This is a genomic window from Microbulbifer sp. YPW1, assembly GCF_013367775.1.
In the GTDB taxonomy this organism is placed as follows: domain Bacteria; phylum Pseudomonadota; class Gammaproteobacteria; order Pseudomonadales; family Cellvibrionaceae; genus Microbulbifer.
On record NZ_CP055157.1, the window covers coordinates 2,731,162 to 2,752,515 of the forward strand.

17 protein-coding genes are annotated in these 21,354 nt (G+C 59.3%); all 17 read left to right on the top strand.

Annotated features, from left to right (window positions below; all coding sequences use genetic code 11):
- Nucleotides 1–6 precede the first annotated feature (6 nt).
- Entirely contained in the window at nt 7–2,721 is a 2,715-nt protein-coding gene (locus HUW35_RS11240; RefSeq protein WP_181252421.1) for a DUF2339 domain-containing protein, read from the top strand.
- A 97-nt stretch (nt 2,722–2,818) separates the two neighbouring features.
- Nucleotides 2,819–4,108, top strand: coding sequence for a glutamate-5-semialdehyde dehydrogenase (locus tag HUW35_RS11245; protein WP_181252422.1), 1,290 nt, complete (start codon nt 2,819–2,821; stop codon nt 4,106–4,108).
- Entirely contained in the window at nt 4,105–4,749 is a 645-nt protein-coding gene (nadD, locus tag HUW35_RS11250; RefSeq protein ID WP_181252423.1) for a nicotinate-nucleotide adenylyltransferase, read from the top strand. Before HUW35_RS11245 ends, nadD begins: the two co-directional genes overlap by 4 nt.
- Before the next feature lie 26 nt (nt 4,750–4,775).
- Complete coding sequence (gene rsfS / locus HUW35_RS11255) at nt 4,776–5,138, top strand: ribosome silencing factor (RefSeq protein WP_078084347.1); 363 nt, start codon at nt 4,776–4,778, stop codon at nt 5,136–5,138.
- Nucleotides 5,139–5,179: 41 nt separating this feature from the next.
- Nucleotides 5,180–5,656: a 23S rRNA (pseudouridine(1915)-N(3))-methyltransferase RlmH gene (rlmH, locus tag HUW35_RS11260; RefSeq protein ID WP_181252424.1), complete on the top strand. Its 477-nt coding sequence runs from the start codon at nt 5,180–5,182 to the stop codon at nt 5,654–5,656.
- 237 nt (nt 5,657–5,893) lie between these two features.
- Nucleotides 5,894–7,801, top strand: coding sequence for a penicillin-binding protein 2 (mrdA, locus tag HUW35_RS11265; protein WP_181252425.1), 1,908 nt, complete (start codon nt 5,894–5,896; stop codon nt 7,799–7,801).
- On the top strand, nt 7,794–8,939 hold the full coding sequence (rodA, locus tag HUW35_RS11270; protein ID WP_255463242.1) for a rod shape-determining protein RodA: 1,146 nt from the start codon (nt 7,794–7,796) through the stop codon (nt 8,937–8,939). The genes mrdA and rodA overlap by 8 nt, the downstream gene beginning before the upstream one ends.
- A 161-nt stretch (nt 8,940–9,100) precedes the next feature.
- Nucleotides 9,101–10,090, top strand: a complete 990-nt coding sequence (gene mltB / locus HUW35_RS11275) for a lytic murein transglycosylase B (RefSeq protein WP_255463243.1) — start codon at nt 9,101–9,103, stop codon at nt 10,088–10,090.
- Between the two features lie 133 nt (nt 10,091–10,223).
- Nucleotides 10,224–11,138, top strand: coding sequence for a septal ring lytic transglycosylase RlpA family protein (locus HUW35_RS11280; protein ID WP_181252427.1), 915 nt, complete (start codon nt 10,224–10,226; stop codon nt 11,136–11,138).
- Nucleotides 11,139–11,216: 78 nt separating this feature from the next.
- Entirely contained in the window at nt 11,217–12,365 is a 1,149-nt protein-coding gene (locus HUW35_RS11285; RefSeq protein ID WP_181252428.1) for a D-alanyl-D-alanine carboxypeptidase family protein, read from the top strand.
- A gap of 200 nt (nt 12,366–12,565) precedes the next feature.
- Nucleotides 12,566–12,847: a YbeD family protein gene (locus HUW35_RS11290; RefSeq protein WP_181252429.1), complete on the top strand. Its 282-nt coding sequence runs from the start codon at nt 12,566–12,568 to the stop codon at nt 12,845–12,847.
- A complete protein-coding gene (gene lipB, locus HUW35_RS11295) occupies nt 12,847–13,584 on the top strand; it encodes a lipoyl(octanoyl) transferase LipB (protein WP_181252430.1) in 738 nt (245 codons plus the stop codon). Before HUW35_RS11290 ends, lipB begins: the two co-directional genes overlap by 1 nt.
- On the top strand, nt 13,577–14,629 hold the full coding sequence (gene lipA, locus HUW35_RS11300; RefSeq protein WP_255463244.1) for a lipoyl synthase: 1,053 nt from the start codon (nt 13,577–13,579) through the stop codon (nt 14,627–14,629). The genes lipB and lipA overlap by 8 nt, the downstream gene beginning before the upstream one ends.
- 492 nt (nt 14,630–15,121) lie before the next feature.
- Nucleotides 15,122–16,258, top strand: a complete 1,137-nt coding sequence (locus HUW35_RS11305; RefSeq protein WP_181252431.1) for a PD40 domain-containing protein — start codon at nt 15,122–15,124, stop codon at nt 16,256–16,258.
- Nucleotides 16,255–16,986, top strand: coding sequence for a hypothetical protein (locus HUW35_RS11310; protein WP_181252432.1), 732 nt, complete (start codon nt 16,255–16,257; stop codon nt 16,984–16,986). Before HUW35_RS11305 ends, HUW35_RS11310 begins: the two co-directional genes overlap by 4 nt.
- A 192-nt stretch (nt 16,987–17,178) precedes the next feature.
- Entirely contained in the window at nt 17,179–19,203 is a 2,025-nt protein-coding gene (locus HUW35_RS11315) for a cellulase family glycosylhydrolase (protein WP_255463245.1), read from the top strand.
- A 91-nt stretch (nt 19,204–19,294) separates the two neighbouring features.
- A complete protein-coding gene (locus HUW35_RS11320; protein WP_255463246.1) occupies nt 19,295–21,148 on the top strand; it encodes a glycoside hydrolase family 6 protein in 1,854 nt (617 codons plus the stop codon).
- Nucleotides 21,149–21,354: the final 206 nt, after the last annotated feature.

Genomic DNA, 21,354 nt, shown 5'->3' on the forward strand with positions numbered 1-21,354 from the left:
AGAGTTATGGATAACTTTGTGTTGCTCGGTGTGCTGTTGATCCTCACCGTGGTGGTCGGCGCATTCATGGGGATATTTGCATTCGCCGAGGTCAAAAGCCTGCGCGGGGAAGTGCGTCGTCTGCGCGCGATGTTGGAAGAATTGCGCGATGCGCCTCGCACCACCATTGCGCGAGAGCCTGCCAGCAAGACGCCTCCTGCCGGCATCCCCGATGTGCCCGCTTCACCCACCGATAACGCCAGTGACGTTCCGGGGCCGGGTTCCTCTGCAGACAGCCAGGCTGCGGAACAGCGCACTCCCCCGGTAGCCGCCAGGTACGCGTCCCGTCCCGTGCAGCAGGCTCGCGTCGCGCATTCGCCAACGCCGAGCCCCCGGGGTGGCAGCCCGGAAGTGGCCGCGGCGCGGGCACAGTTGTGGAGCCGCATACAGCAAAACTGGATGGTGTGGCTGGGCGGAACCTGTGTCGCCCTGTCGGGTATTTTTCTCGCCCGCTACGGGATCGAGCAGGGGTTGCTCGGGCCGCGGGTGCGCGTGGCCATGGGACTGATTACCGCCGGCGCACTGTACATTGCTTCCGAAGTGCTGCGGCGCAGGACCGGTGGCAGTCACCCGGTGTTCGCTGCACTTGCCGGAGGCGGCGCCATTACCGCATTCGCCGCGGTACTGTCCGCTCTGCACCTCTACCACTTTATGGAGCCGGGGCTGGCATTTGGGCTACTCGCGGTGGTGGCGATGATCACCATGTGGCTGGCCCGTCTGCACGGGCCGGTGCTGGCGGCGATCGGCATGCTCGGCGCCTACTCGGTGCCAGCGCTGGTATCCACTGGCGGTGGCAATGTTCTGGGCGCCATGATTTACGCCCTGATTATTTCGGTGTCGGTACTGTTCCTGCTCCGCTATGTGTTCCGCAGCTGGCTGTGGCTGGGCATGCTGGCCGGCGCCCTGGCCTGGTGGCTGCTTTCCCTGCTCGGACATCAGGCCGACCACTGGCGCGGTGTCTATCTGGCGTTGCTGGCCTACGCGCTGCTGGCGGTGGTCCCCGGAAACTGGTTGCTGTGGAAAACCCCGGCAGAGACAGAGCAGGAGACTGGAGAGAAGGCTGGAGAGAAGCCCGTGGCAAGAATCTCTGCCCTGATCCTGCCCAGCCTGCTGGTGCTGGCCGCCGCCCAGTGTCTGTCGATCCTGCGTGAAGGATTCCACCCCGGGGCGATCTGGGCGTGGAGTCCGCTGGCACTGGTGGTACTGGTTGCCGCCCGCCAGCGCGCCAGTCTCGCGCTGGTGCCCTGGGCTCTGATGCTCGGGCAACTGGTGGCCTGGCTGGGCGCGCGACTTGACCAGTGGGGTGGGTCACCCGTTGCCCTGTCGCCACTGCCGGCGGAGCAGCAGGGCGGCTTCCTGCTCTACTTGCTGGCGACGGCGGCGCTGTTCGGCGGTCTTGCGCTATATAACTATCGCCAGGGACTGGCCCGCTACTGGTGGGCGTCGCTGTCAGTGATGGCGCCGCTGCTGTCCCTGCTTACCGGCTATGTGCTCGCCGGTGATTATCTGCCGGTGTACTGGTGGTGCCTGTACGCGGCAGTGTTTGGTGCCGCGTTCATGTATCTGGGGAGCCGCGGGGCCCTGCATCAGTGGCACAGGGGGATGGTGGTGTGGCTGTTTATCGCCGCGCACTTTGCCTACAGCCTCGCCGTGTGCCTGTGGCTGGAGCAGGCGAGCCTTACCCTGGCGCTGGCGCTGCAGGCCGTCTCCCTGGCGTGGGTGATCCGGCGCTTTGAGGTGCCGGCGCTCGGCTGGTTGTTGAAAGCGGTGTTGCTGCTGGTGGTTGCGCGTCTCACCCTGAATCCCTGGCTGCTCACCTATGGCGACGATACCCACTGGTCCCTGTGGACCTATGGCGGCTCCGCCCTGTGTGCTTGGCTGGCCACACTGATCCTGAGGCGGAACCAGCAGTCCCTCGCCGCCTGGGCGGAGGCCGCAGCGCTGCACCTGCTGGTACTCGCGCTCTGGGCCGAGTGCCGCTACTGGCTCTACGGCGGTAATGCGTTTGCCGCGGAATTCAGCTTTACCGAGGCGGTGGTCAATATGTGGCTGTTTACCGGGCTGGGCCTGATCTACTACCGCAAGGCACGGGTGGCGGGCAGCTTCGCGCGCTGGTACGACGGTTATGGGCGCCTGCTGGTGCTGGCGGGTCTGGTCAACTACCTGGCAATCCTGTTTTCCGTGGCCACGAGCGAGCCCTGGGTATGGCACGCCATCGGCGGGCGGCCGCTGTGGAATATGCTGCTGCCTGCTTTCGCCGGCGCCGCGCTGCTCGCCCTGCTGGTGGGTCGGTTCTATCTGCCGGGTGTGCGTCGCCTTGCGACCCTGGTGGCCGCGGTGGCCGGATTTGTGTGGGTGTCACTGGAAGTGCGTCATCTGTGGCAGGGCACCATCCGCCTGGATGTACCAACGCCTACCGGAGAGTTGTACACCTACTCTGCGGTGTGGCTGTTGCTGGCGGTAGCCGGGATCCTGTTTGGCAGCTGGCGCGGATCGCGCAGCTGCTATCAGGGCGGAATGGCCGTGCTGGCGCTGGTGATCGTGAAGCTGTTCCTGGTGGATATGTCCGGGCTTGAAGGGCTGCTGCGTGTGGCGTCGTTTATGGGCATGGGTCTGGCGCTGCTGGGAATCGCCTATCTTCATCAGAAGCTGGGTGGGAAACAGGGGGTTGCCAGGGAATAACCGGTACTGTCGGCTTTTCCGGGCCCGGTTGCGGTATACTGCGCGGCCATTTTGAGGGGGTGCCCCGGATTTTGCGTGAAATGCATGGAGGATTGCAGTGAATAGTGTCAGTGCCACCGAGGTCGAACAGGACTCTACCGAAGCGAAAATGCAGGCCATGGGCCGCGCCGCGCGCGCTGCTGCCCGCCTGATGGCGCGAGCAGACACCGGCACCAAAAACGACGCTCTCAAGGCCATTGCCGCCGAGCTGGACGCCCAGCGACCGCAGCTGGCGGCGGCCAACGCAATCGACATGCAGAACGGCCGTGACAACGGTCTCGACGCCGCGCTACTGGACCGCCTGGAGCTGACCGAAGCGCGTATCGACGGCATGATCGAGGGCCTGAACCAGATTGCAGAATTGCCGGACCCGGTGGGTGAAATCTCGGACCTCAAGTACCGCCCGAGTGGAATCCAGGTGGGCAAAATGCGCGTGCCCCTGGGCGTGGTGGGGATCATTTACGAATCCCGCCCCAATGTGACCATCGACGCCGCCAGCCTGTGCCTGAAATCCGGCAACGCCACCATTCTGCGCGGCGGCAGTGAAGCGCTGCACTCCAACGGCGCCATTGCCGCCTGCATTTCCGCGGGCCTGAAAAAGGCAGGTCTGCCGGAAACGGCGGTGCAGGTGGTGGGTACCACCGACCGCGCGGCGGTAGGTGCACTGATCTCCATGCCGGAATATGTGGACGTGATCGTGCCCCGCGGCGGCAAGGGGCTGATCGAACGCATCAGCCGCGAAGCGCGGGTGCCGGTGATCAAGCATCTGGACGGTATCTGCCATGTTTACCTGGACGACCGCGCAGATCCTGAAAAGGCATTCAATATTGCGCTCAACGCGAAAACCCACCGCTACGGTGTGTGCAACGCCATGGAAACCCTGCTGGTGGCGGAAGCCGTGGCTGCGGAATTCCTGCCCCGGCTGGCAGAAGCCTATGCTGAGAAGGGCGTAGAACTGCGCGGTTGCGACAGGACCTGCGAGATTCTGCCTGCGGCTCTGCCCGCCACAGACGAAGACTGGGCTACCGAATACCTGGCGCCGGTGCTGGCGATTCGCGTGGTCGCGGATATGGATGCGGCCATGGATCACATTGCCCGCTACAGCTCGGGGCATACCGAGTCCATCGTCACCGAGAATTACACCCGCGCGCGGCGCTTTATGGCCGAAGTGGATTCCAGCTCGGTAATGGTCAATGCCTCCACCCGTTTTGCAGACGGATTCGAGTACGGTCTGGGCGCGGAAATCGGTATCAGCACCGACAAAATCCACGCGCGCGGCCCGGTAGGGCTCGAGGGATTGACCTCGCAGAAGTGGATTGTGTTCGGGGACGGACATATTCGCGGATGAAAACCATCGCCCTGTTCGGCGGCACCTTTAACCCGGTGCATTTTGGCCACCTGCGCATGGCGCTGGAGCTGAAGGAAGTACTGGGCTTTGAGGAAATGCGCCTGCTGCCGTCGCATCAGCCGGTGCACCGGGCGGCGCCCGGAGTTACCGCAGAAGCCCGGCGCGACATGCTGGCGCTCGCGTTGGCAGATTGCCCGGCATTGCAGCTCGACCAGCGCGAACTGTTGCGCGCCGGGCCCACCTATACCGTGGATACCCTCGAAGAGCTCCGTGCGGAGCTGGGCGAGGGGGTTTCCATCAGCTTTTGCATGGGACTGGATTCCCTGCTGGGGCTTCCCGGCTGGCACCGTTGGGAGCGCCTGATTGAACTGGCGCACCTTGTGGTGGTTGCCCGCCCGGGCTGGCAGTTTCCCGCGCAGGGGGAGGTGGCTGAGCTGCTGGCGAACCATCGTGGCGATATCGGTGACCTGCAACAACGGGCCGCCGGTCGCATACTGGTAAGGGAACAGACTCTGCTGCCGATATCCGCTACGGGTATTCGCAGCCTGATCGAAAGTGGCCGTTCGCCGCAGTATTTACTGCCGCAGCGGGTGCTGGAATATATTCAAACTCATCAGCTCTACAAGAGCGGAAATCAATAGGAGCCAAGGCTCCAGATACAGGTGTTATGACTGATATCAAATCAATTGCCGTAAACGCACTGGAAGACCTCAAGGGTAAGGACATCGTCTCGCTGGATGTGTCAGAACTCAGCGACGTGATGGATACCCTGATCATCTGCACGGGTACCTCCAGCCGCCAGGTTAAATCTCTTGCCGAAAATGTGGTGGATGACGGTAAAAAAGCCGGTATTCGCCCCATCGGCGTCGAAGGTACGGAGCAGGGCGAGTGGGTGCTGGTGGACTATGGCGATGTCGTGGTGCACGTGATGCAGGCGGAGACCCGCGGTTTCTATGACCTCGAAAAGCTCTGGTCGATGACCCCCAACACCCGCGACAACGCCGACGGCAGTGATCCCCACGAAAGCTGAGGGCGAACTGTGCGTAGGCTCCGGTTAGTGACGTCCCGTTCATGAAGATCCGAATCATCGCCGCAGGCGGAAAGATGCCCGCGTGGGTACAGGACGGCTACAACGAGTATGCCAAGCGCCTGCCGCGGGAACTGACGCTGGAAATGGTCGAGGTGCCCCTGGGTAATCGCGGCCAGAAGAATTCCGCGGCTCTGGTGGAAAAGGCCCGTCAGAAAGAGGGCGAGGCGATGCTCGCTGCCATCAATCCGCGGGAACACGTGGTTGCACTGGAGGTGAAGGGCAAGTCCTGGAGTACCGAGCAGCTGTCGCGGGAACTGGCGGACTGGCAGATGTCTGGCGACAACGTCTGCCTGCTGATCGGCGGTCCCGATGGCCTGTCCCCGGATTGCGTGGCGCGGGCCAACCAGAAATGGTCCCTGTCGGCGCTGACCCTGCCGCACCCGCTCGTGCGGGTTTTGTTGGCTGAGCAGCTGTACCGGGCGTGGACCCTGTTGGCGGGACACCCATACCACAAATAGCGCCGGGTCATCCGGGGCGGCCTCCCAACGGGGGTATTGATCACCTGCCATCCCGACTGAACTTGCCCGCCAATTCCCTGTCTGAGGGGGATTGGCGTTCAATTCTTTTTGATTGCAGCCGGCCTGTTGTTCGGCGGGCCCGGGTGCTATCCGGGTATCGAAAGCTCCGCAGGGGCGGCAAACTTGTGTACACTTCGTGGTCATTTTCGCGCCACCGAATAATCCGTTTCGACCACCATGTCTGAAAACCTGCGTTTCAAAGACCACCACACCGAACAGCGGCTGTTTCGCAACCGTATGCTGGTGGCGATCTGTGGCGTTGTGGTTCTGCTGGGGGTGCTGGTGGCGCGCTTCTACAACCTGCAGGTGGTCAACTTTGAGGACTACCGCACCCAGTCTGACCAGAACCGGATCCAGGTCCGCCCCGTCCCCCCTACCCGCGGATTGATCTACGATCGCAACGGCGAAATGCTGGCGGACAACCGTCCCAGTTATACCCTTTCTATCGTGCGTGAGCGGGTCAAGGATCTGGATGCCACCCTGGAGCTGCTCGGCCACCTGGTGGAACTGGACGATAGCGACGTTGAGAAATTCAATCGCCGCCTGCAGCGCCGCCGACCGTTTGAGCCTGTCCCCCTGCGTTACCGCCTGAGCGAGGATGAAATCGCCCGTATCAGCGTCAATGAATTCCACCTGCCGGGGGTATCCGTGGAGGCGGAACTGGTCCGCTATTACCCGCAGAGCAAGCTGTTTGCCCACAGCGTCGGTTACGTGGGGCGGATCAACGACCGCGAGCTTTCCGGCTTTACCGAGGAAGATGTGCGCCGTTACCGGGGTACCCAGAGTATCGGCAAGGTGGGGCTGGAGCGTTCCTACGAAGATTTGCTGCTGGGTGAGGTCGGATATGAAAACGTGGAGACCAATGCCCGCGGCCGTGTGTTACGGGTGCTGGAGCGCCATGACCCCAAGCCCGGTTCCGAGTTGACCCTGCATCTGGACACCCGCCTGCAACAGGTGGCTACCGAAGCACTGGGTGACAACCGCGGCGCGGTGGTGGCCATCGATGTCAAAACCGGCGGGGTACTGGCGTTTGTCAGCCAGCCTTCGTTTGATCCGAACCTGTTTGTTACCGGCATCAGCTTCAAGGATTACAGTGCGCTGCGGGACTCCCTGGATGTGCCACTGTTCAACCGTGTGGTGCAGGGGCAGTACCCGCCAGGATCGACCCTGAAGCCGATGATGGGCCTCGGTGGCCTCGCCGCGGGCATCATTACTGCTGAAACCGAAGTGGCAGATCCCGGCTACTACAAGCTGCCCAATGACAAGCGCATCTACCGCGACTGGAAGCGCTGGGGGCACGGCAAGCATGTCGACCTGATCCAGGGGCTCGCCCAGAGCTGTGACGTTTACTTCTGGGATATGGCTGCGCGCTGGGACATCGACAGCATGCACGATGTTGCCACGCGTTTTGGACTGGGCGAGAAAACCGGTATCGACCTGCCGCGGGAGTACCCGGGGCTGTTCCCTTCGCGCGCCTGGAAACGCGGCGCCCGCGGTGTGCCCTGGTTCCCCGGTGACAGCCTGAATGCGGTGCTAGGGCAGGGTTTTGTACTGGCGACACCGCTGCAGCTGGCGGTGATGACTGCAACCATCGCCAATCGCGGTACCCATTATCGCCCGCAGATGGTGATGGCCGTCGACGGCGTGGAGCAGCCGCCGGAGATACTGCATCACGTGGATGCGCGGCCGGAGCACTGGGATCTGGTATTCGAAGGTATGGAAGCTGTGGTTTACAGCCTCCACGGTACCGGTAAAAGAGCCGGCGCCGGGTTGGATTTCAAGGTCGCGGGTAAATCCGGCACCGCACAGGTGGTGGGGATCGCCCAGGGCGAAAGGTACGATTCCGAGGCGCTCAAGGAGCGACACCGGGACCACGCTCTGTTTGTGGCATTTGCGCCGGTGGACGATCCGCAGATTGCGGTGTCGGTGCTGGTAGAAAACGGTGAGGGCGGTGGACTCGTGGCGGCGCCGGTAGCGCGGGAAGTGTTCTTCGACTGGATGTCCCGCCCGCTGGAGGACACGGCCAGTCTGCAGTCCTGGCGCCCGCCGATGATGATTACTCAGGAGGCGCACATCCGTGGCTAGTCGCGATTATATGCACCGCCTGCCGGATGCCGGCAGCAGCCTGCGGCGGCCGGAAAGCTTCTCCCGCCGTTGGCATATTGATGTTCCCCTGTTGCTGTTGCTGATGGTGCTGGCTGGCGTTGGCCTGGTGGTGCTGTACAGCGCGTCCGGGGAAGAGATCCATTACGTCAAGCGACAGGCGGTTTTCATGGGGCTCGCGTTTGTGGGCATGGCGATCGCCGCGCAGATCCCGCTGGAATTCTACCGGCGCTGGTCCCCCTGGTTTTATCTTGCCGGCTGTTGCCTGTTGGTGGCGGTGCTGTTTTTCGGTGTGGGCGCAAAAGGGGCCCAGCGCTGGTTGCAGATTGGCGGGTTTCGCTTCCAGCCCTCGGAAGCGTTGAAGCTCGCGGTACCTATTGCGGTAGCGGCCTACTTGCACAAGCGCAGCTTGCCGCCTTCGTTCCTCACGGTCGCCGGGACCCTCATTATCATCGGTATTCCGGCGGCGCTGATCGTGCGGCAGCCGGATCTGGGAACCTCGATCCTGATCGCAGCATCGGGCATTTTTGCGCTCTACCTGGCTGGCTTGAGCTGGAGAATGATCGGCGGTGCCGCGGTCATGGGCGCGATGGCCGCCTGGCCCATGTGGATGTGGGGCCTGCGGGAATACCAGAAACAGCGCATTCTGACCCTGTTCAACCCGGATGCGGACCGCCTGGGTGCCGGCTGGAACATCTTCCAGTCGAAGGCCGCCATTGGTTCCGGTGGATGGGCTGGCAAGGGGTACATGCAGGGCACCCAGTCGCAGCTGGATTTCCTGCCGGAAAGCCACACGGATTTCATTATCGCGGTACTGGCCGAGGAGTGGGGAATGCGCGGAGCGCTTATCCTGCTCACCCTGTATCTGTTGATCATTGCCCGGGGCATCTATATTAGTTTTATGGCCCAGCATGTATTCGGACGTCTGTTGGCGGGTAGTATCACGCTGACATTTTTCGTTTATGTGTTTGTGAACATCGGTATGGTGACGGGCCTGTTGCCGGTGGTGGGGGTGCCCCTGCCGCTGGTAAGTCACGGCGGCACCTCGGTGATTACCCTGATGGCCGGTTTCGGCATTCTGATGGCGATCAGTACGGAAAGACGCAGAGTACTTTTTTAATGGCTTGATACTTGGTGGCTCAATGTGAGCCCGTTCAGCCAAACTTCACTTTTTCCCGTGTATCGTGCCACTTTTTGGCGCGTTTGCAGTCACAACAGCGTATCGATGTTAATAACTGAAAAAGTAGTTGGAAGTACTCTATGAACACAGGAGCGGTTGTTTTGAAGTGGACCACAGGATTGTTGGCGGGTTTGGGACTGGTTCTCAGCGCCTGTGCGCAAGAGCAGGGGCACGAGGAAAATGCCCAGGCCCAGGCCTTTGTGGATTACATGGTGGCCGAGCACAACTTCAACCGCGATGAACTGCAGCTGCTGATGAAAGATGCCAAGCGCAAGGACTCGATCCTCAAGGCGATCAAGCGTCCGGCGGAAAAAGCCAAGCCCTGGCACGAGTACCGCAAAATCTTCATCACCAATACGCGTATTGCCGGCGGAGTGGAATTCTGGGACAAGAATGCGGATGCGCTGAAGGCTGCGGAGGAAAAGTACGGTGTGCCGCCGGAAATGATCGTGGCGATCATCGGCGTGGAAACCCGTTACGGTGGCAATATGGGCAGCTACCGGGTCCTGGATGCGCTCTCCACCCTGGCGTTCAACTATCCCCGCCGTTCCAAGTTCTTTACCAAGGAACTGGAAAACTACCTGCTGCTCACCCGCGATGAAAAAATCGATCCGACCACGTTGAAAGGTTCCTACGCCGGCGCCATGGGCTTCGGTCAATTTATGCCCTCGAGCTACCGTCACTACGCGGTGGATTTCAACGGCGATGGCCGCGTGGATATCTGGACCGATACCGAAGATGCCATCGGCAGCGTGGCCAACTATTTTGTCGAGCACGGTTGGAAAGCCGGTGAACCGATCACCGTCATTACCCAGCCGCTGCCTAATGCGGATATGACCATCGTCAATGACGACCTGAAGCCCAAATGGACAGTGGGTGAACTTGAAGCCAAGGGTTTCCCCACCACGGCGCAGGTTACCAAGGATATGCCTGCCAACGTATTCTCCCTGGATGCGGAAAATGGGGAACAGTTCTGGATTGGTCTGAACAATTTCTACACCATCACCCGCTATAACCACAGCCGTTTGTACGCCATGGCGGTATACGAGCTTGGCCAGGAAATTATCAAAGCGCGGGGTGGTCGCTCCTGAGGTTTCGGGGGTCGCTAAACCAATAAGCAGATTTTCTGTGCCGGATATCAGCGGTATATCCGGCCTTTTTACGCATAGCAATTACGATAAATCGCGGTAGCGGGCGCTGTTTGACCTGCTCCGGGGGGAAGGCATGAAAATCAGAAAAATTGCGGCTAAAGCCGCGGGCTTTGCCCGTTTCGGGGCTGGTCTCACGCTGGCGTTACTCGGCGCCTGCAGCACTGTACCTCTACAGGATTCGGGTAAGGCCAAAGTGGAACCGAAAGATGTGCCCTTCGATCAGGTCCGCGATAGCGGCCCGGATGTCCCGGTCGATATGCTCGCCACACCGGAAGTTACCCCGGTGCGGGAACCAATCGGAGTTGCCGGCAACAAATCTCCCTATGTGGTTAATGGCGTTAAATACCGGGTATTGAAAGGTGTAAAGGGCTATAGCGAGCGCGGGCATGCCTCCTGGTACGGCACCAAATTCCACGGGCGTAAAACGGCCAATGGCGAGGTCTACAATATGTACGCCCTGTCCGCGGCACACAAAACGTTGCCACTGCCCAGTTACGCTAAAGTCACCAACCTGGACAACGGTCGCAGTATCATCGTCCGCGTCAACGATCGCGGCCCCTTTGTGCCGGGGCGCATTATTGATCTCAGCTATACCGCGGCGCAGAAACTCGGGTATATCGACAAAGGCGTTGCGCGGGTAGAAGTGGTGGCTCTGGACCCCGAATCCCTGCCCAGTGCGACAGAAAGCCTGGCAGTGGAAAAAGACGCCGCAGCGCGTAAAGGTCTGCCGCAAGACGCCAGTTTCAAACTGCCGGAAAATACGTTTTTGCAGGTGGGCGCTTACAGTTCATCGTCCCAGGCAGAAGAGATTCGTGGACAACTGGCCGCTGCATTCGGCTATCCTGTATCCGTCAGCCCGATAAACCGTGACGGAAAAATGCTTTACCGGGTGCGTATCGGACCCATTGCCCAGCAGCGGGCACTGGCCGCATTGCGGGAATCTGTAGAGCAGGAGAATTTCGGCCAACCCCAGGTGGTGGTTGACTGATTGGCTGCCCGGCAGCGTATTCCCCGGCCGGCGCCGGGTTTTTGACACTTTTCGAACGCAAGGAATAAAGAGATACCCATGTTCAAACGCTTATTTGCCTGTCTGCTCCTGTTAGTCAGCACCAGTGTGGCCCAGGCCGATAAACCGCTGATACCAGCGCCGCCGCAGCTTGCAGCCTCCGCCTATTTACTGATTGACGCCCATACCGGCCAGGTACTGGTTGAGCACGATGCGGACAAGCAGATTCCGCCGGCCAGCCTGACCAAGATGATGACCAGCTACATCGTCTCCGAAGAGCTGGATAAAGGCGCCATCAAAGAGCAGGACATGGTGAATATTTCGGAGAAGGCCTGGCGCAAGGGCGGCTCCAAGATGTTCGTTAAGGTCGGCGACAAGGTGCCGGTGATCGACCTGCTGCGTGGCGTTATCGTGCAGTCCGGCAACGATGCCAGTATTGCCCTGGCAGAGTATGTTTCCGGCAGTGAAGAAGTCTTTGCCGAGGTAATGAACCAGCAGGCACAACTGCTGGGTATGCAGGATACCCATTTCGTCAACGCCACTGGCTGGCCGGCGGAAGGGCATGTCACCACCGCGCGCGATCTGGGTAAGCTGGCGCGCGCACTGATCCAGGATCACCCGGATCACTATGCCCTGTATTCAGAGAAGTACTTTCGCTTTAATGGCATCAATCAGCCCAACCGCAACCGCCTGCTGTGGCGCGACCCGGCGGTAGATGGCATCAAGACAGGTCACACCGAAGAGGCGGGTTACTGCCTGGTGGCTTCCGCAGTGAAGCGCGGCATGCGCCTGATTTCCGTGGTGGTCGGTACCGACAGCGATGAAAAACGTGCGGCGGAAACCCAAAAGCTCCTGGCCTACGGTTTCCGCTACTACCAGACTCACAAAGTGTACGGCAGCAACGATGTGCTGCAGACCGAGCGAGTGTGGGCGGGCAAAACGGATACCGTGGGTATCGCGGTGAAAAACGACGTATTTGTCACTATCCCCCGCGGCGGCGAAGAGAGCATCAAGGCCGACCTGATTATCGACGGAGAGCTCAAGGCACCCCTGGCCAAGGGGCAACAGGTGGGCAAGGTTGTTGTGACCCTGGATGGAGAAACCGTCGCTGACGTGCCTGCGGTGGTGGCGGAAGACGTGGAGGAAGCCGGCTTCTTCAAGCGTATCTGGGACGCGGTCAAGCGCTTTGTCATGGGCTTTTTCGAGTAATTCGAGCCGAAAATACCCCAATCAGCCCGGTGGCGTGGTCCACCGGGCTATGATTCTCTCTCCCTAAAGCAGTTTCTTCTGCAATCTTTCCTCGCTGTCCACTCCACTGTCGGCACTGTATAATCGCCGCCCGGCCGCAACTCCCGCTGGGATTGGTCCCTGCGCCTCCATTATCTGTCCTGCGGCCCAGTGAGTGTGGTATGACCCAGGATACAGAGCAGCAGCCTCCAAAAATTGAGTTTCCCTGTGAAGACTACATGGTCAAAGTGGTGCGAGACACCGATGATCAGGTCCACGAATTCGTCATGGAGGTGATGCGCCGCCATGCACCGGAGTTGGATGAAGAGCGCTTGCGGCACAAGCCGAGCCGCAATGGCAAGTTCACCTCGGTGACCTTCTTCATTCTGGCCACCGGCGAGCCCCAGTTGAAGGCACTGTTCGAAGAACTCAAAGCCCATCCGGGCGTGTACATGGTGCTGTGATGGCCGCCCCAAAACCGGTCATCTATAACCTTGGCCGGCGCGACTACGAAACCGTATGGCGTGCCATGGCCCACTACACTGACAACCGCGGCAACGACGCCGGGGATCAGATCTGGTGTGTTGAACATCCCCCCGTATTTACCCAGGGCCAGGCCGGCAAGGCGGAACATCTGCTCAATACCGGGGATATCCCCGTGGTACAGGTGGATCGCGGCGGCCAGGTGACCTATCACGGTCCCGGTCAGCTGGTGGTCTATCCACTGCTGGACCTGCGCCGCAGCAAAATCGGCGTGCGCGATCTGGTTACTGCGCTGGAAGAGGCCACCGTTGCCATGCTGGCGGAATTCGGAATCCCCGCCGCGCCGCGTCCCGATGCACCCGGGGTATATCTGACTGAAGGGCCGCGTGCCGGCAACAAGATCGCTTCCATTGGCCTGCGGGTGCGTCGAGGCTGTAGCTTTCACGGTATTGCCATCAATATCGATATGGATCTCGGTCCTTTCCTGCGTATCAACCCCTGTGGCTACGCGGGCATGCAGATGGTGCAGATGGCGGAGATTGTCCAGCCCACCCCCGCGTGGGAAGCAGTGGCAAAAAGCTTTGTCGCGGCCCTGCAGCAAAAGCTGCAATTGCCGGAGGCCAGTTGGCAGCCGGTGGACGAACAGTTATTTGACGAAAAGTTATTTGCGGTACCCGGCACAGCGCAGGGTACCGAACCAGGAACGAGCAATGTCTGAACGATTTGACGCCGACCAGTCCGAAATCAAAGCGACCACCGTCGAGCCGGGTGAGGCTGCCAAGCCGGAAATCACCCCGGTAAAGCGCACTCGTCGTCTGCAACAGGGCGAAAAACTGCGCGATGGCGACAAGGTAGAGCGTATCCCGGTGAAGGTGATCGCGAGTGACCAGACGCTGCGCAAGCCGGACTGGATTCGGGTGAAAGTACCGTCGGTGAAGGCATCCAAGGAAGTGGAGCGGATCAAGAGCATCCTGCGTTCGCAGAAGCTCGCTACCGTGTGTGAAGAAGCCAGTTGCCCGAACCTGGGGGAATGCTTCAGTGGTGGTACCGCCACCTTCATGATCATGGGTGAGATCTGTACCCGTCGCTGCCCCTTCTGCGATGTGGGCCACGGCAAGCCCAATCCGCTGGATCCGAATGAGCCTCAGCAACTGGCCGAAGCCATTGCGGCAATGAGTCTGCGCTACGTGGTCATCACCTCTGTGGACCGCGATGACCTGCGTGACGGCGGTGCCCAGCACTTCGCCGAGTGCATCAAGCAATCTCGTGAACTGTCGCCCAATCTGCAGGTGGAAATCCTGACCCCGGACTTCCGCGGCCGTATGGACATCGCTCTGGATATTCTCGAGGCCGAAGCCCCGGATGTGTTCAACCACAACCTGGAAACCGTGCCGCGTCTGTACCGCGAATCCCGTCCTGGTGCCAACTACAAGTGGTCCCTGAAACTGCTGCAGGAATACAAAAAACGCCGTCCGGATGTGCTGACGAAGTCCGGCCTGATGGTGGGCCTCGGTGAGACCAAGGAAGAAATTTTCGAGGTGCTGGACGATATGCGTGCGCACGATATCGACATGCTCACCATCGGTCAGTACCTGCAGCCGAGCAAGGAGCACCTGCCGGTGCAGCGCTATGTACACCCGGATGAGTTTGAAGAGTACCGCCGCTACGCCGAGCAGATCGGCTTTACCCACGCGGCCTGTGGGCCGATGGTGCGCTCGTCTTACCACGCCGACAAGCAGGCGCACGGCGAAAAGGTCAGCTGATAATCTGGTTTGACTTTGCGGCTCGGTAAACTTCGGCCGGGCCGCTTTCTCCCTCCCCGCTTTACGTCCCCTATCATTTACTTCCCGATTGGCCCTATTCCCGGGTATCAGTGCCCTTGGTGTGATTCCTCACCGACTTTCCTCTGGCTGTTTTCTTCAATTCTGCAGCCGTATAACAGCAAAACTCCCTTTGCAGTGTGCATATTTCTCATGTGACGAGTGCGTCTCATTTTTTGCATCTGAATTCACATCTTTTTTTCTTTCTGCATTTCCAACGCCGCAATTTTGAAAATTTGGCTCGAAAGTCATCTTTTTGTGGGTCTGTTTTGAATTTCAGGCACGTTGCAACTACACCGGTGTCGCGCGTGGCGCTACCCAAAGTCATCATATTTTCTGATTGTCATGGAGATGGGGTTGGAATATTTCATCAGTTTTCATCGTCAGTGCCGGTATTATTTTTACCGAATGATTGTGTGCGCTGTATTTTTTTCTATGACTCTTTCCGCGTTCGCACAGGAAGTTGTATTCAGTGCGAAGGTGATGGGGCCGGTATCGAATATTTATTCATATTCTGCCGATGCGATTGGTGGTAGTGGCGCAAATATAAAACTGAAAAAAATTACCGAGAATATTCGTTGGCGGGATATCGATGCCGATATTTCGTCGCAGGGCTTGGTGGTATTTTCCTCCAATCGTGATGGTGATGAAAATATCGATATTTCCAAAAACGATGAAGCGTTTGACCTCTATTTATATAGGGGGAACCAGGGTTCTTTGACGCCGCTCACCAGAACACCTGAAAACGAAATCTCCCCCAAATTTAGTCCGGACGGACATCGCGTGGCATTTATACGCGCGCGCAAAAATCTGGTGGTGCTGGCACTTGGGTCGGGGGAAACGCGTGTGCAGCTAGAAGTTGAGGAGATTCTGGATTTTGACTGGTCTCCGGATGGGAAGAGTCTCGCCATCGCAGCGCGCGATTCCAGCGGCGGAAAGATTCTGCTTGCGGAATGTGCCCTAGATTGTGTGCAACAGACTGCATCCATCAGTGAGTTGGCAAGTTTTCTGCGGCAGTCGAGTGCGCACGACGCATCTAATGGGCACCGTCGTTGTAAAGCCTGCGGTAGCGTGGTGGCGCTGGCATGGTCGCCCACGGGTGATCGCTTGGCCTTTGTGTTTCATCCGGATACGCCGGCAGCCCGCAGTCTCTGGGTAATGGAAATGACGGAAGAACCGGCATTGGGTAGCGCAACGGATCCGTTGCAATTATCTGCGCAAGCACATCAGGTACAGGGTGCGCCCAGCTGGTCCCGGGATGGACAATCCTTGTTGTATTCGGCACTGATGGATTACCGGTTTCACTACGACGAATCCCGGCATCGCAAAGTCTACGAAGGCAACCTGCAGATATTTATGGCGCGTCTCGATGGGCAGCGCACGGAATTGACCGATAAGCAGGTAGCCGCGCACGCACCGGTTTTTCTGGATGGCGACCGCTTTGCTTACCTGCAGGCGGAAAACTTGAGTGCGCGCGAATATGCCCTGGTAGTGCGTGACCTTGCGGGTGCTGGCGAACAGCGGGTATTCGATGGCGTTGCCCGTAATTCGGGATTGGCGGTGCGTCCGTGAAAATTCAGAGTTTTCCCCCCGATCATTTTTTCCGGCGTATTGCTGCAGTGGACTGGGTCACATTCGTGTCTCTGCTGGTTCTCTGCGGCGCGATGGTGATTCTGGTGGATGCGTGGACGTTCGGTGATTCGTCTGACAGCACGCTTTCCTCACAATTTTCCAGTGAACCGGATAACGCCATGGTTTCTGCGCGGCAAGCTACGCCGGCCGTAGCCGCGGACAGTATTACGCAGCGGGAAACTGCGGATCATCGACGAGAGGTTGCCGATACAGATACGTACGCGATCACAGCGGTGGACTTGCTCGGTGTCTCCGTCCAGTTGCGCGAACTGCGTGAAGGGGACGATCAAGCCGGAGAGGGAAGTCTTCGCAATATCGAATTCTTTATCCGCGATGGCATTGTTCCGCGCAGATTGTTTTCCGATGGGGCGCAGGTCATTACCCGTTACTGGCCGCTCTATCACAACAACGTGGGATACGGAGCGACCACTGTAAGAATACTTTTTCAATATGTTGCGAGTGACAGTAATGTCGATGGAAAGTTGGATCGCGAGGACCGCCAGAGTCTCGCCATGAGTCTTCCGGATGGCAGTCACTTCCGTGTGCTCGATCGCGATGCCGGAGAGATTGTGGATATGACCTATTTCTCTGATCGCAGCGAACTGCAGGTGCATTTTTTTACGCAAGGAACCGAGGAGCAGCGGATGTACTCGCTGGCTACGGATTAGAGTCAGTTACTCACACAGGATGGAATTTGTGGTGCAGCAGTGCGGTCAGGCGGTGTCCGTTGCACAGGAATGAGGTAGGGCAGGAAGCCGGGTAAGAGCCGGGCCCGTATTGCGCCGTCACTGCTTTGCAGTAACGGTCCGGATTCTTACCAGACAAAAACCGAAATACTCGATAGCGATTGGAGAGAAGAGATGGAAGTAAAAAAAATACAAAGGCGGGCCATGTACAAGGCTTTCGCCAAAGCCGGCCTGGTGATGTGGCTGGGGACCTCGTCCGCTGCACTGCTGGCGGCACAGGCGGAAATGAACATCGTCAACGATTGGGGCGACGGCTTTCAGGGGGAAATCGTAGTCATCAATGATGGCAGCGAGCCGCTAACCGACTGGTCCGTATCTTTCAATATGGATGTGGATATTAACAACCTGTGGAACGGGATCATCGAGTCCCAAAGCGCCAGCCAGTATGTGGTGGCTGCTGCGGATTACAATGGCACCATTGCCCCGGGCGCGCAGGTGAGCGTCGGATTTGTCGCCTATCCTGGCGGGCTGGCGCCGGCGGCAGTCACTGTGATCGGTGACGACGGTGGTTCCTCTTCCGGCGGCGGTTCATCCAGTTCTTCTAGCTCCTCCAGTTCTTCCAGCTCGTCTAGCTCCTCGAGCTCGTCCAGTTCTTCCGGCGGTAGTTCGTCGAGCTCTTCCAGCTCATCCGGCGGTTCCTCAAGTTCTTCCAGTTCATCCGGCGGTTCCTCAAGCTCTTCCAGTTCCTCTGGTAGTTCTTCCGGTTCTTCCGGCGGCAGCTCTTCCGGTTCTGGCCGATTCCGTGTAGACGATTCGGGCAATATCACCAAAAACGGTGAAGTCATCCCGATGAACTGCGGTTCCTGGTTTGGTCTCGAGGGGCGTCATGAGCCCTCCAGCGATGCGACCAACCCGAGTGGTGCGCCGATGGAGCTCTATGTGGGCAATACCTTCTGGGCGAATGGCGGTTCCGGTACCGGCCGTACCCTCCAGCAGACCATGAGCGAGATTACTGCCATGGGCGTGAATGTCGTGCGTTTCCCGATAGCACCGCAAACGCTGGATCCGAATGATCCGCAGGGTAGCGGCAGCGTGTTGAAAAACCACGAGTCGGTACTGGTACCCAGCGCCCGCCAGGCAATGGAAGAGTTCATCATTGCTGCGGATGCCAACAACATCGAAGTGATGCTGGATGTCCACTCCTGTTCCAACTATGTCGGCTGGCGTGCCGGCCGTCTGGATGCGCGCCCGCCCTATGTGGATCGCGATCGCGAGATGTATGACTACCCGCGCGAGGACACTTCCTGTGCGGCGACCGGCAACCCGGATTCTGTTACCCGCGTGCAGGAATACAACCGCGATATCTGGCTCGACAACCTGCGCGAGCTGGCCGGGCTGGAGGAAGCGCTGGGTGTGGACAATATCATCGGTATCGATATCTACAATGAGCCCTGGGACTACACCTGGGAGGAGTGGAAGAGCCTCACCGAGGATGCGTTCGCCGCAATTGATGAAGTGAACCCGAATACCCTGCTGTTCGTGCAGGGCATTTCATCCACTGCCGGTAATCAGGACGGTACCCCGGACACTATTACCCAGGTGCCCCACGGCGATGAGCAGACAAACCCGAACTGGGGTGAAAACCTGTTCGAAGCCGGTAGCAACCCGCCGAATATTCCCAAAGACCGCCTGGTATGGTCTCCACACACTTACGGTCCTTCCGTGTTTGTACAGAAAGGGTTTATGGATGTGGAATCGCAGCCGGAGTGTGAAGGCCTGGAAGGTGATGCTGCGGGCGATGCCGATTGTAATATCGTGATCGATCCGGTGTCCCTGCGTCAGGGCTGGGACGAGCACTTTGGTTACCTGCGAGAAATGGGCTATGCGGTAGTTGTTGGTGAGTTCGGCGGCAATATGGATTGGCCTGCCAAAGCTACGCTGCGCGACCAGGCCCGCTGGGATCATATCCAGCCGGGTGTCGTGGATATCCAGTGGCAGGAGGAATTTGTCGATTATATGGTCGAGAAAAATATCCAGGGCTGCTACTGGTCTATCAACCCGGAATCCGGGGATACCGGTGGCTGGTACGGTCATGCCTACGACCCGCAGAGCAATACCGCGGGCTGGGGTGAATGGCTCGAATTCGACCAGCGCAAGACCAACCTGCTAAATCGCCTGTGGAGCAACTCACCCGAGTAACCTGGCGGACTTAAAAAGCCGGTGCCGCGATGGCACCGGCTTTTCTTCCCACCACAAACCTTTAATGGCAAAAAATAATTGGATAGCGATCATGAAACAGATACCGAACAGGTTGCTGTTGGTGTGCTCCTGTGCGCTCGCATTAATGCTGAGTGCTGTGCAGGCGTTCGCGGCGCAGGCAACCATGAAAATAACCAACGACTGGGGTGATGGTTTCCAGGGGGAAATCACTGTAGTCAATGACGGCACTACGCCCCTGACAAACTGGACGCTCAGTTTTGATATGCCAGTGGAGATTGGCAATATCTGGAACGGCGTCGTCGCTTCCCGGGAGGGCGCCAGCTATGTTGTTGCCTCCGCGGGATATAACGACAGTATTCCCGCTGGAGGCCAGGTGAGCCTGGGCTTTATTGCCTTCCCCGGCGGTCTCGCGCCGGTGGCGGTAACGGTGGATGGTGACGGCGGCGGCAGTGGCTCCTCCGGTGGCAGCTCATCCAGCAGCTCCAGCTCTTCCTCCAGTTCCTCGTCAAGTTCCTCTTCGAGTTCATCGTCCAGCTCCTCTTCCTCGTCCTCTTCGTCGAGCTCTTCTTCCAGTTCGTCCTCGTCGAGTTCGTCATCCAGTGGTAGCTCCAGCAGTTCCGGTTCCTCCGGTGGCAGTACTTCCAGCAGCTCTGGCAGTTCTGGTAGCAGCAGTGGTTCCGGTGTGCGTCACGACAATCCGTTCGCCGCTTCCAGCAACTGGTATGTGAACCCGGATTGGGCGGAAAATGCTCTTAATGAGCCCGGCGGTGCCGCCATTGCCGATTTCAGCTCTGCGGTATGGATGGATCGCATCGGCGCGCTCACTGAGGGCCGCGGCCTCAAAGGCCATCTGGACGCAGCGCTGGCCCAGGGCGCTGACCTGTTTATGGTGGTGGTGTATAACCTGCCGAACCGGGACTGCGCGGCTCTCGCCTCCAATGGTGAGCTGCTGATCGCCGAAAACGGTTTCGAGCGCTACCAGACCGAGTACATCGACCCATTGGTGGCGATCCTGGCAGACCCGGCCTATGCGGACCTGAACATCGTCACCATCATCGAGGTGGATTCCCTGCCGAACCTGATCTCCAATCTCAGCGTGCCGGACTGCCAGGAAGCCAATGGCCCCGGCGGTTACCGCGACGGTATCCGCTACGCCCTGAACAAACTGGCGCAGCTGGACAATGTCTACTCCTACGTGGATATCGCCCACTCCGGGTGGCTGGGCTGGAGCAGCAACTTCGGCCCCGCAGTGACCCTGATCGGTGAGGTGGTGGAAAGTACCGACGCGGGCTGGGGCAGTATCGCCGGATTCGTCACCAACACCTCCAACTACACCCCGGTGGAGGAGCCCTACCTGCCGGATCCCACCCTGACCGTGGGTGGGCAGCCGGTGCGCTCTGCGGACTTCTACGAGTGGAATGACTACCTGGAAGAGCTCTCTTTTGCCCAGGACTGGCGCGATGCCATGATCAGCCGCGGCGCGCCGCAGACCCTCGGTATGCTGATCGATACCGGTCGCAATGGCTGGGGCGGTCCGGACAGGCCCAGCGGGCCGTCCACCAGTACGGACCTCAACACCTATGTGAATGAGAGCCGTATCGACCGCCGGGAAAACCGCGGCAACTGGTGTAACCAGCCCGGTGGTGTGGGCTTCCGTCCACAGGCGACTCCGGCGCCGGGTATCGACGCCTATGTCTGGGTGAAACCCCAGGGGGAGTCCGATGGTGTGAGTGACCCCAATTTCACCCCGGACCCCAATGACCCGGCCAAGCAGCACGACCCCATGTGTGACCCCAATGCCCCGAACCGTTACGACAGTTCCGTCGGTACCGGTGCCATGGACAACGCGCCGCACGCGGGCCGCTGGTTCCCGGAAGCCTTCCAGGTTCTGGTAGAAAACGCCTATCCGCCCCTGGAAGAGTGATTACACGCTAACCCTGCCGCCGCTATTTCCGGCGGCGGATCGAACGGCTGCCGGGATCACTGGTGGCCGTTTTTTGTTCGTGCCCTCCCACTTCCCACCGCCTGTAAAAGTGGGACTCGCCTGCACAAAGTGGCAACAGTCGGGGCCCTGGCGCCGTGATACTGTTTGCCGCTGTGCTGAAAATTCCCAAGGCCCAAGCAGCGGCG

Excerpts from the sequence above, each read along its gene's own strand:
- HUW35_RS11240 (WP_181252421.1), top strand. The coding sequence starts at position 7 with ATGGATAACTTTGTGTTGCTCGGTGTGCTGTTGATCCTCACCGTGGTG.
- nadD (WP_181252423.1), top strand. The coding sequence starts at position 4,105 with ATGAAAACCATCGCCCTGTTCGGCGGCACCTTTAACCCGGTGCATTTT.
- rsfS (WP_078084347.1), top strand. The coding sequence starts at position 4,776 with ATGACTGATATCAAATCAATTGCCGTAAACGCACTGGAAGACCTCAAG.
- rlmH (WP_181252424.1), top strand. The coding sequence starts at position 5,180 with ATGAAGATCCGAATCATCGCCGCAGGCGGAAAGATGCCCGCGTGGGTA.
- mrdA (WP_181252425.1), top strand. The coding sequence starts at position 5,894 with ATGTCTGAAAACCTGCGTTTCAAAGACCACCACACCGAACAGCGGCTG.
- HUW35_RS11280 (WP_181252427.1), top strand. The coding sequence starts at position 10,224 with ATGAAAATCAGAAAAATTGCGGCTAAAGCCGCGGGCTTTGCCCGTTTC.
- HUW35_RS11285 (WP_181252428.1), top strand. The coding sequence starts at position 11,217 with ATGTTCAAACGCTTATTTGCCTGTCTGCTCCTGTTAGTCAGCACCAGT.
- HUW35_RS11290 (WP_181252429.1), top strand. The coding sequence starts at position 12,566 with ATGACCCAGGATACAGAGCAGCAGCCTCCAAAAATTGAGTTTCCCTGT.
- lipB (WP_181252430.1), top strand. The coding sequence starts at position 12,847 with ATGGCCGCCCCAAAACCGGTCATCTATAACCTTGGCCGGCGCGACTAC.
- lipA (WP_255463244.1), top strand. The coding sequence starts at position 13,577 with ATGTCTGAACGATTTGACGCCGACCAGTCCGAAATCAAAGCGACCACC.
- HUW35_RS11305 (WP_181252431.1), top strand. The coding sequence starts at position 15,122 with ATGACTCTTTCCGCGTTCGCACAGGAAGTTGTATTCAGTGCGAAGGTG.
- HUW35_RS11315 (WP_255463245.1), top strand. The coding sequence starts at position 17,179 with ATGGAAGTAAAAAAAATACAAAGGCGGGCCATGTACAAGGCTTTCGCC.
- HUW35_RS11320 (WP_255463246.1), top strand. The coding sequence starts at position 19,295 with ATGAAACAGATACCGAACAGGTTGCTGTTGGTGTGCTCCTGTGCGCTC.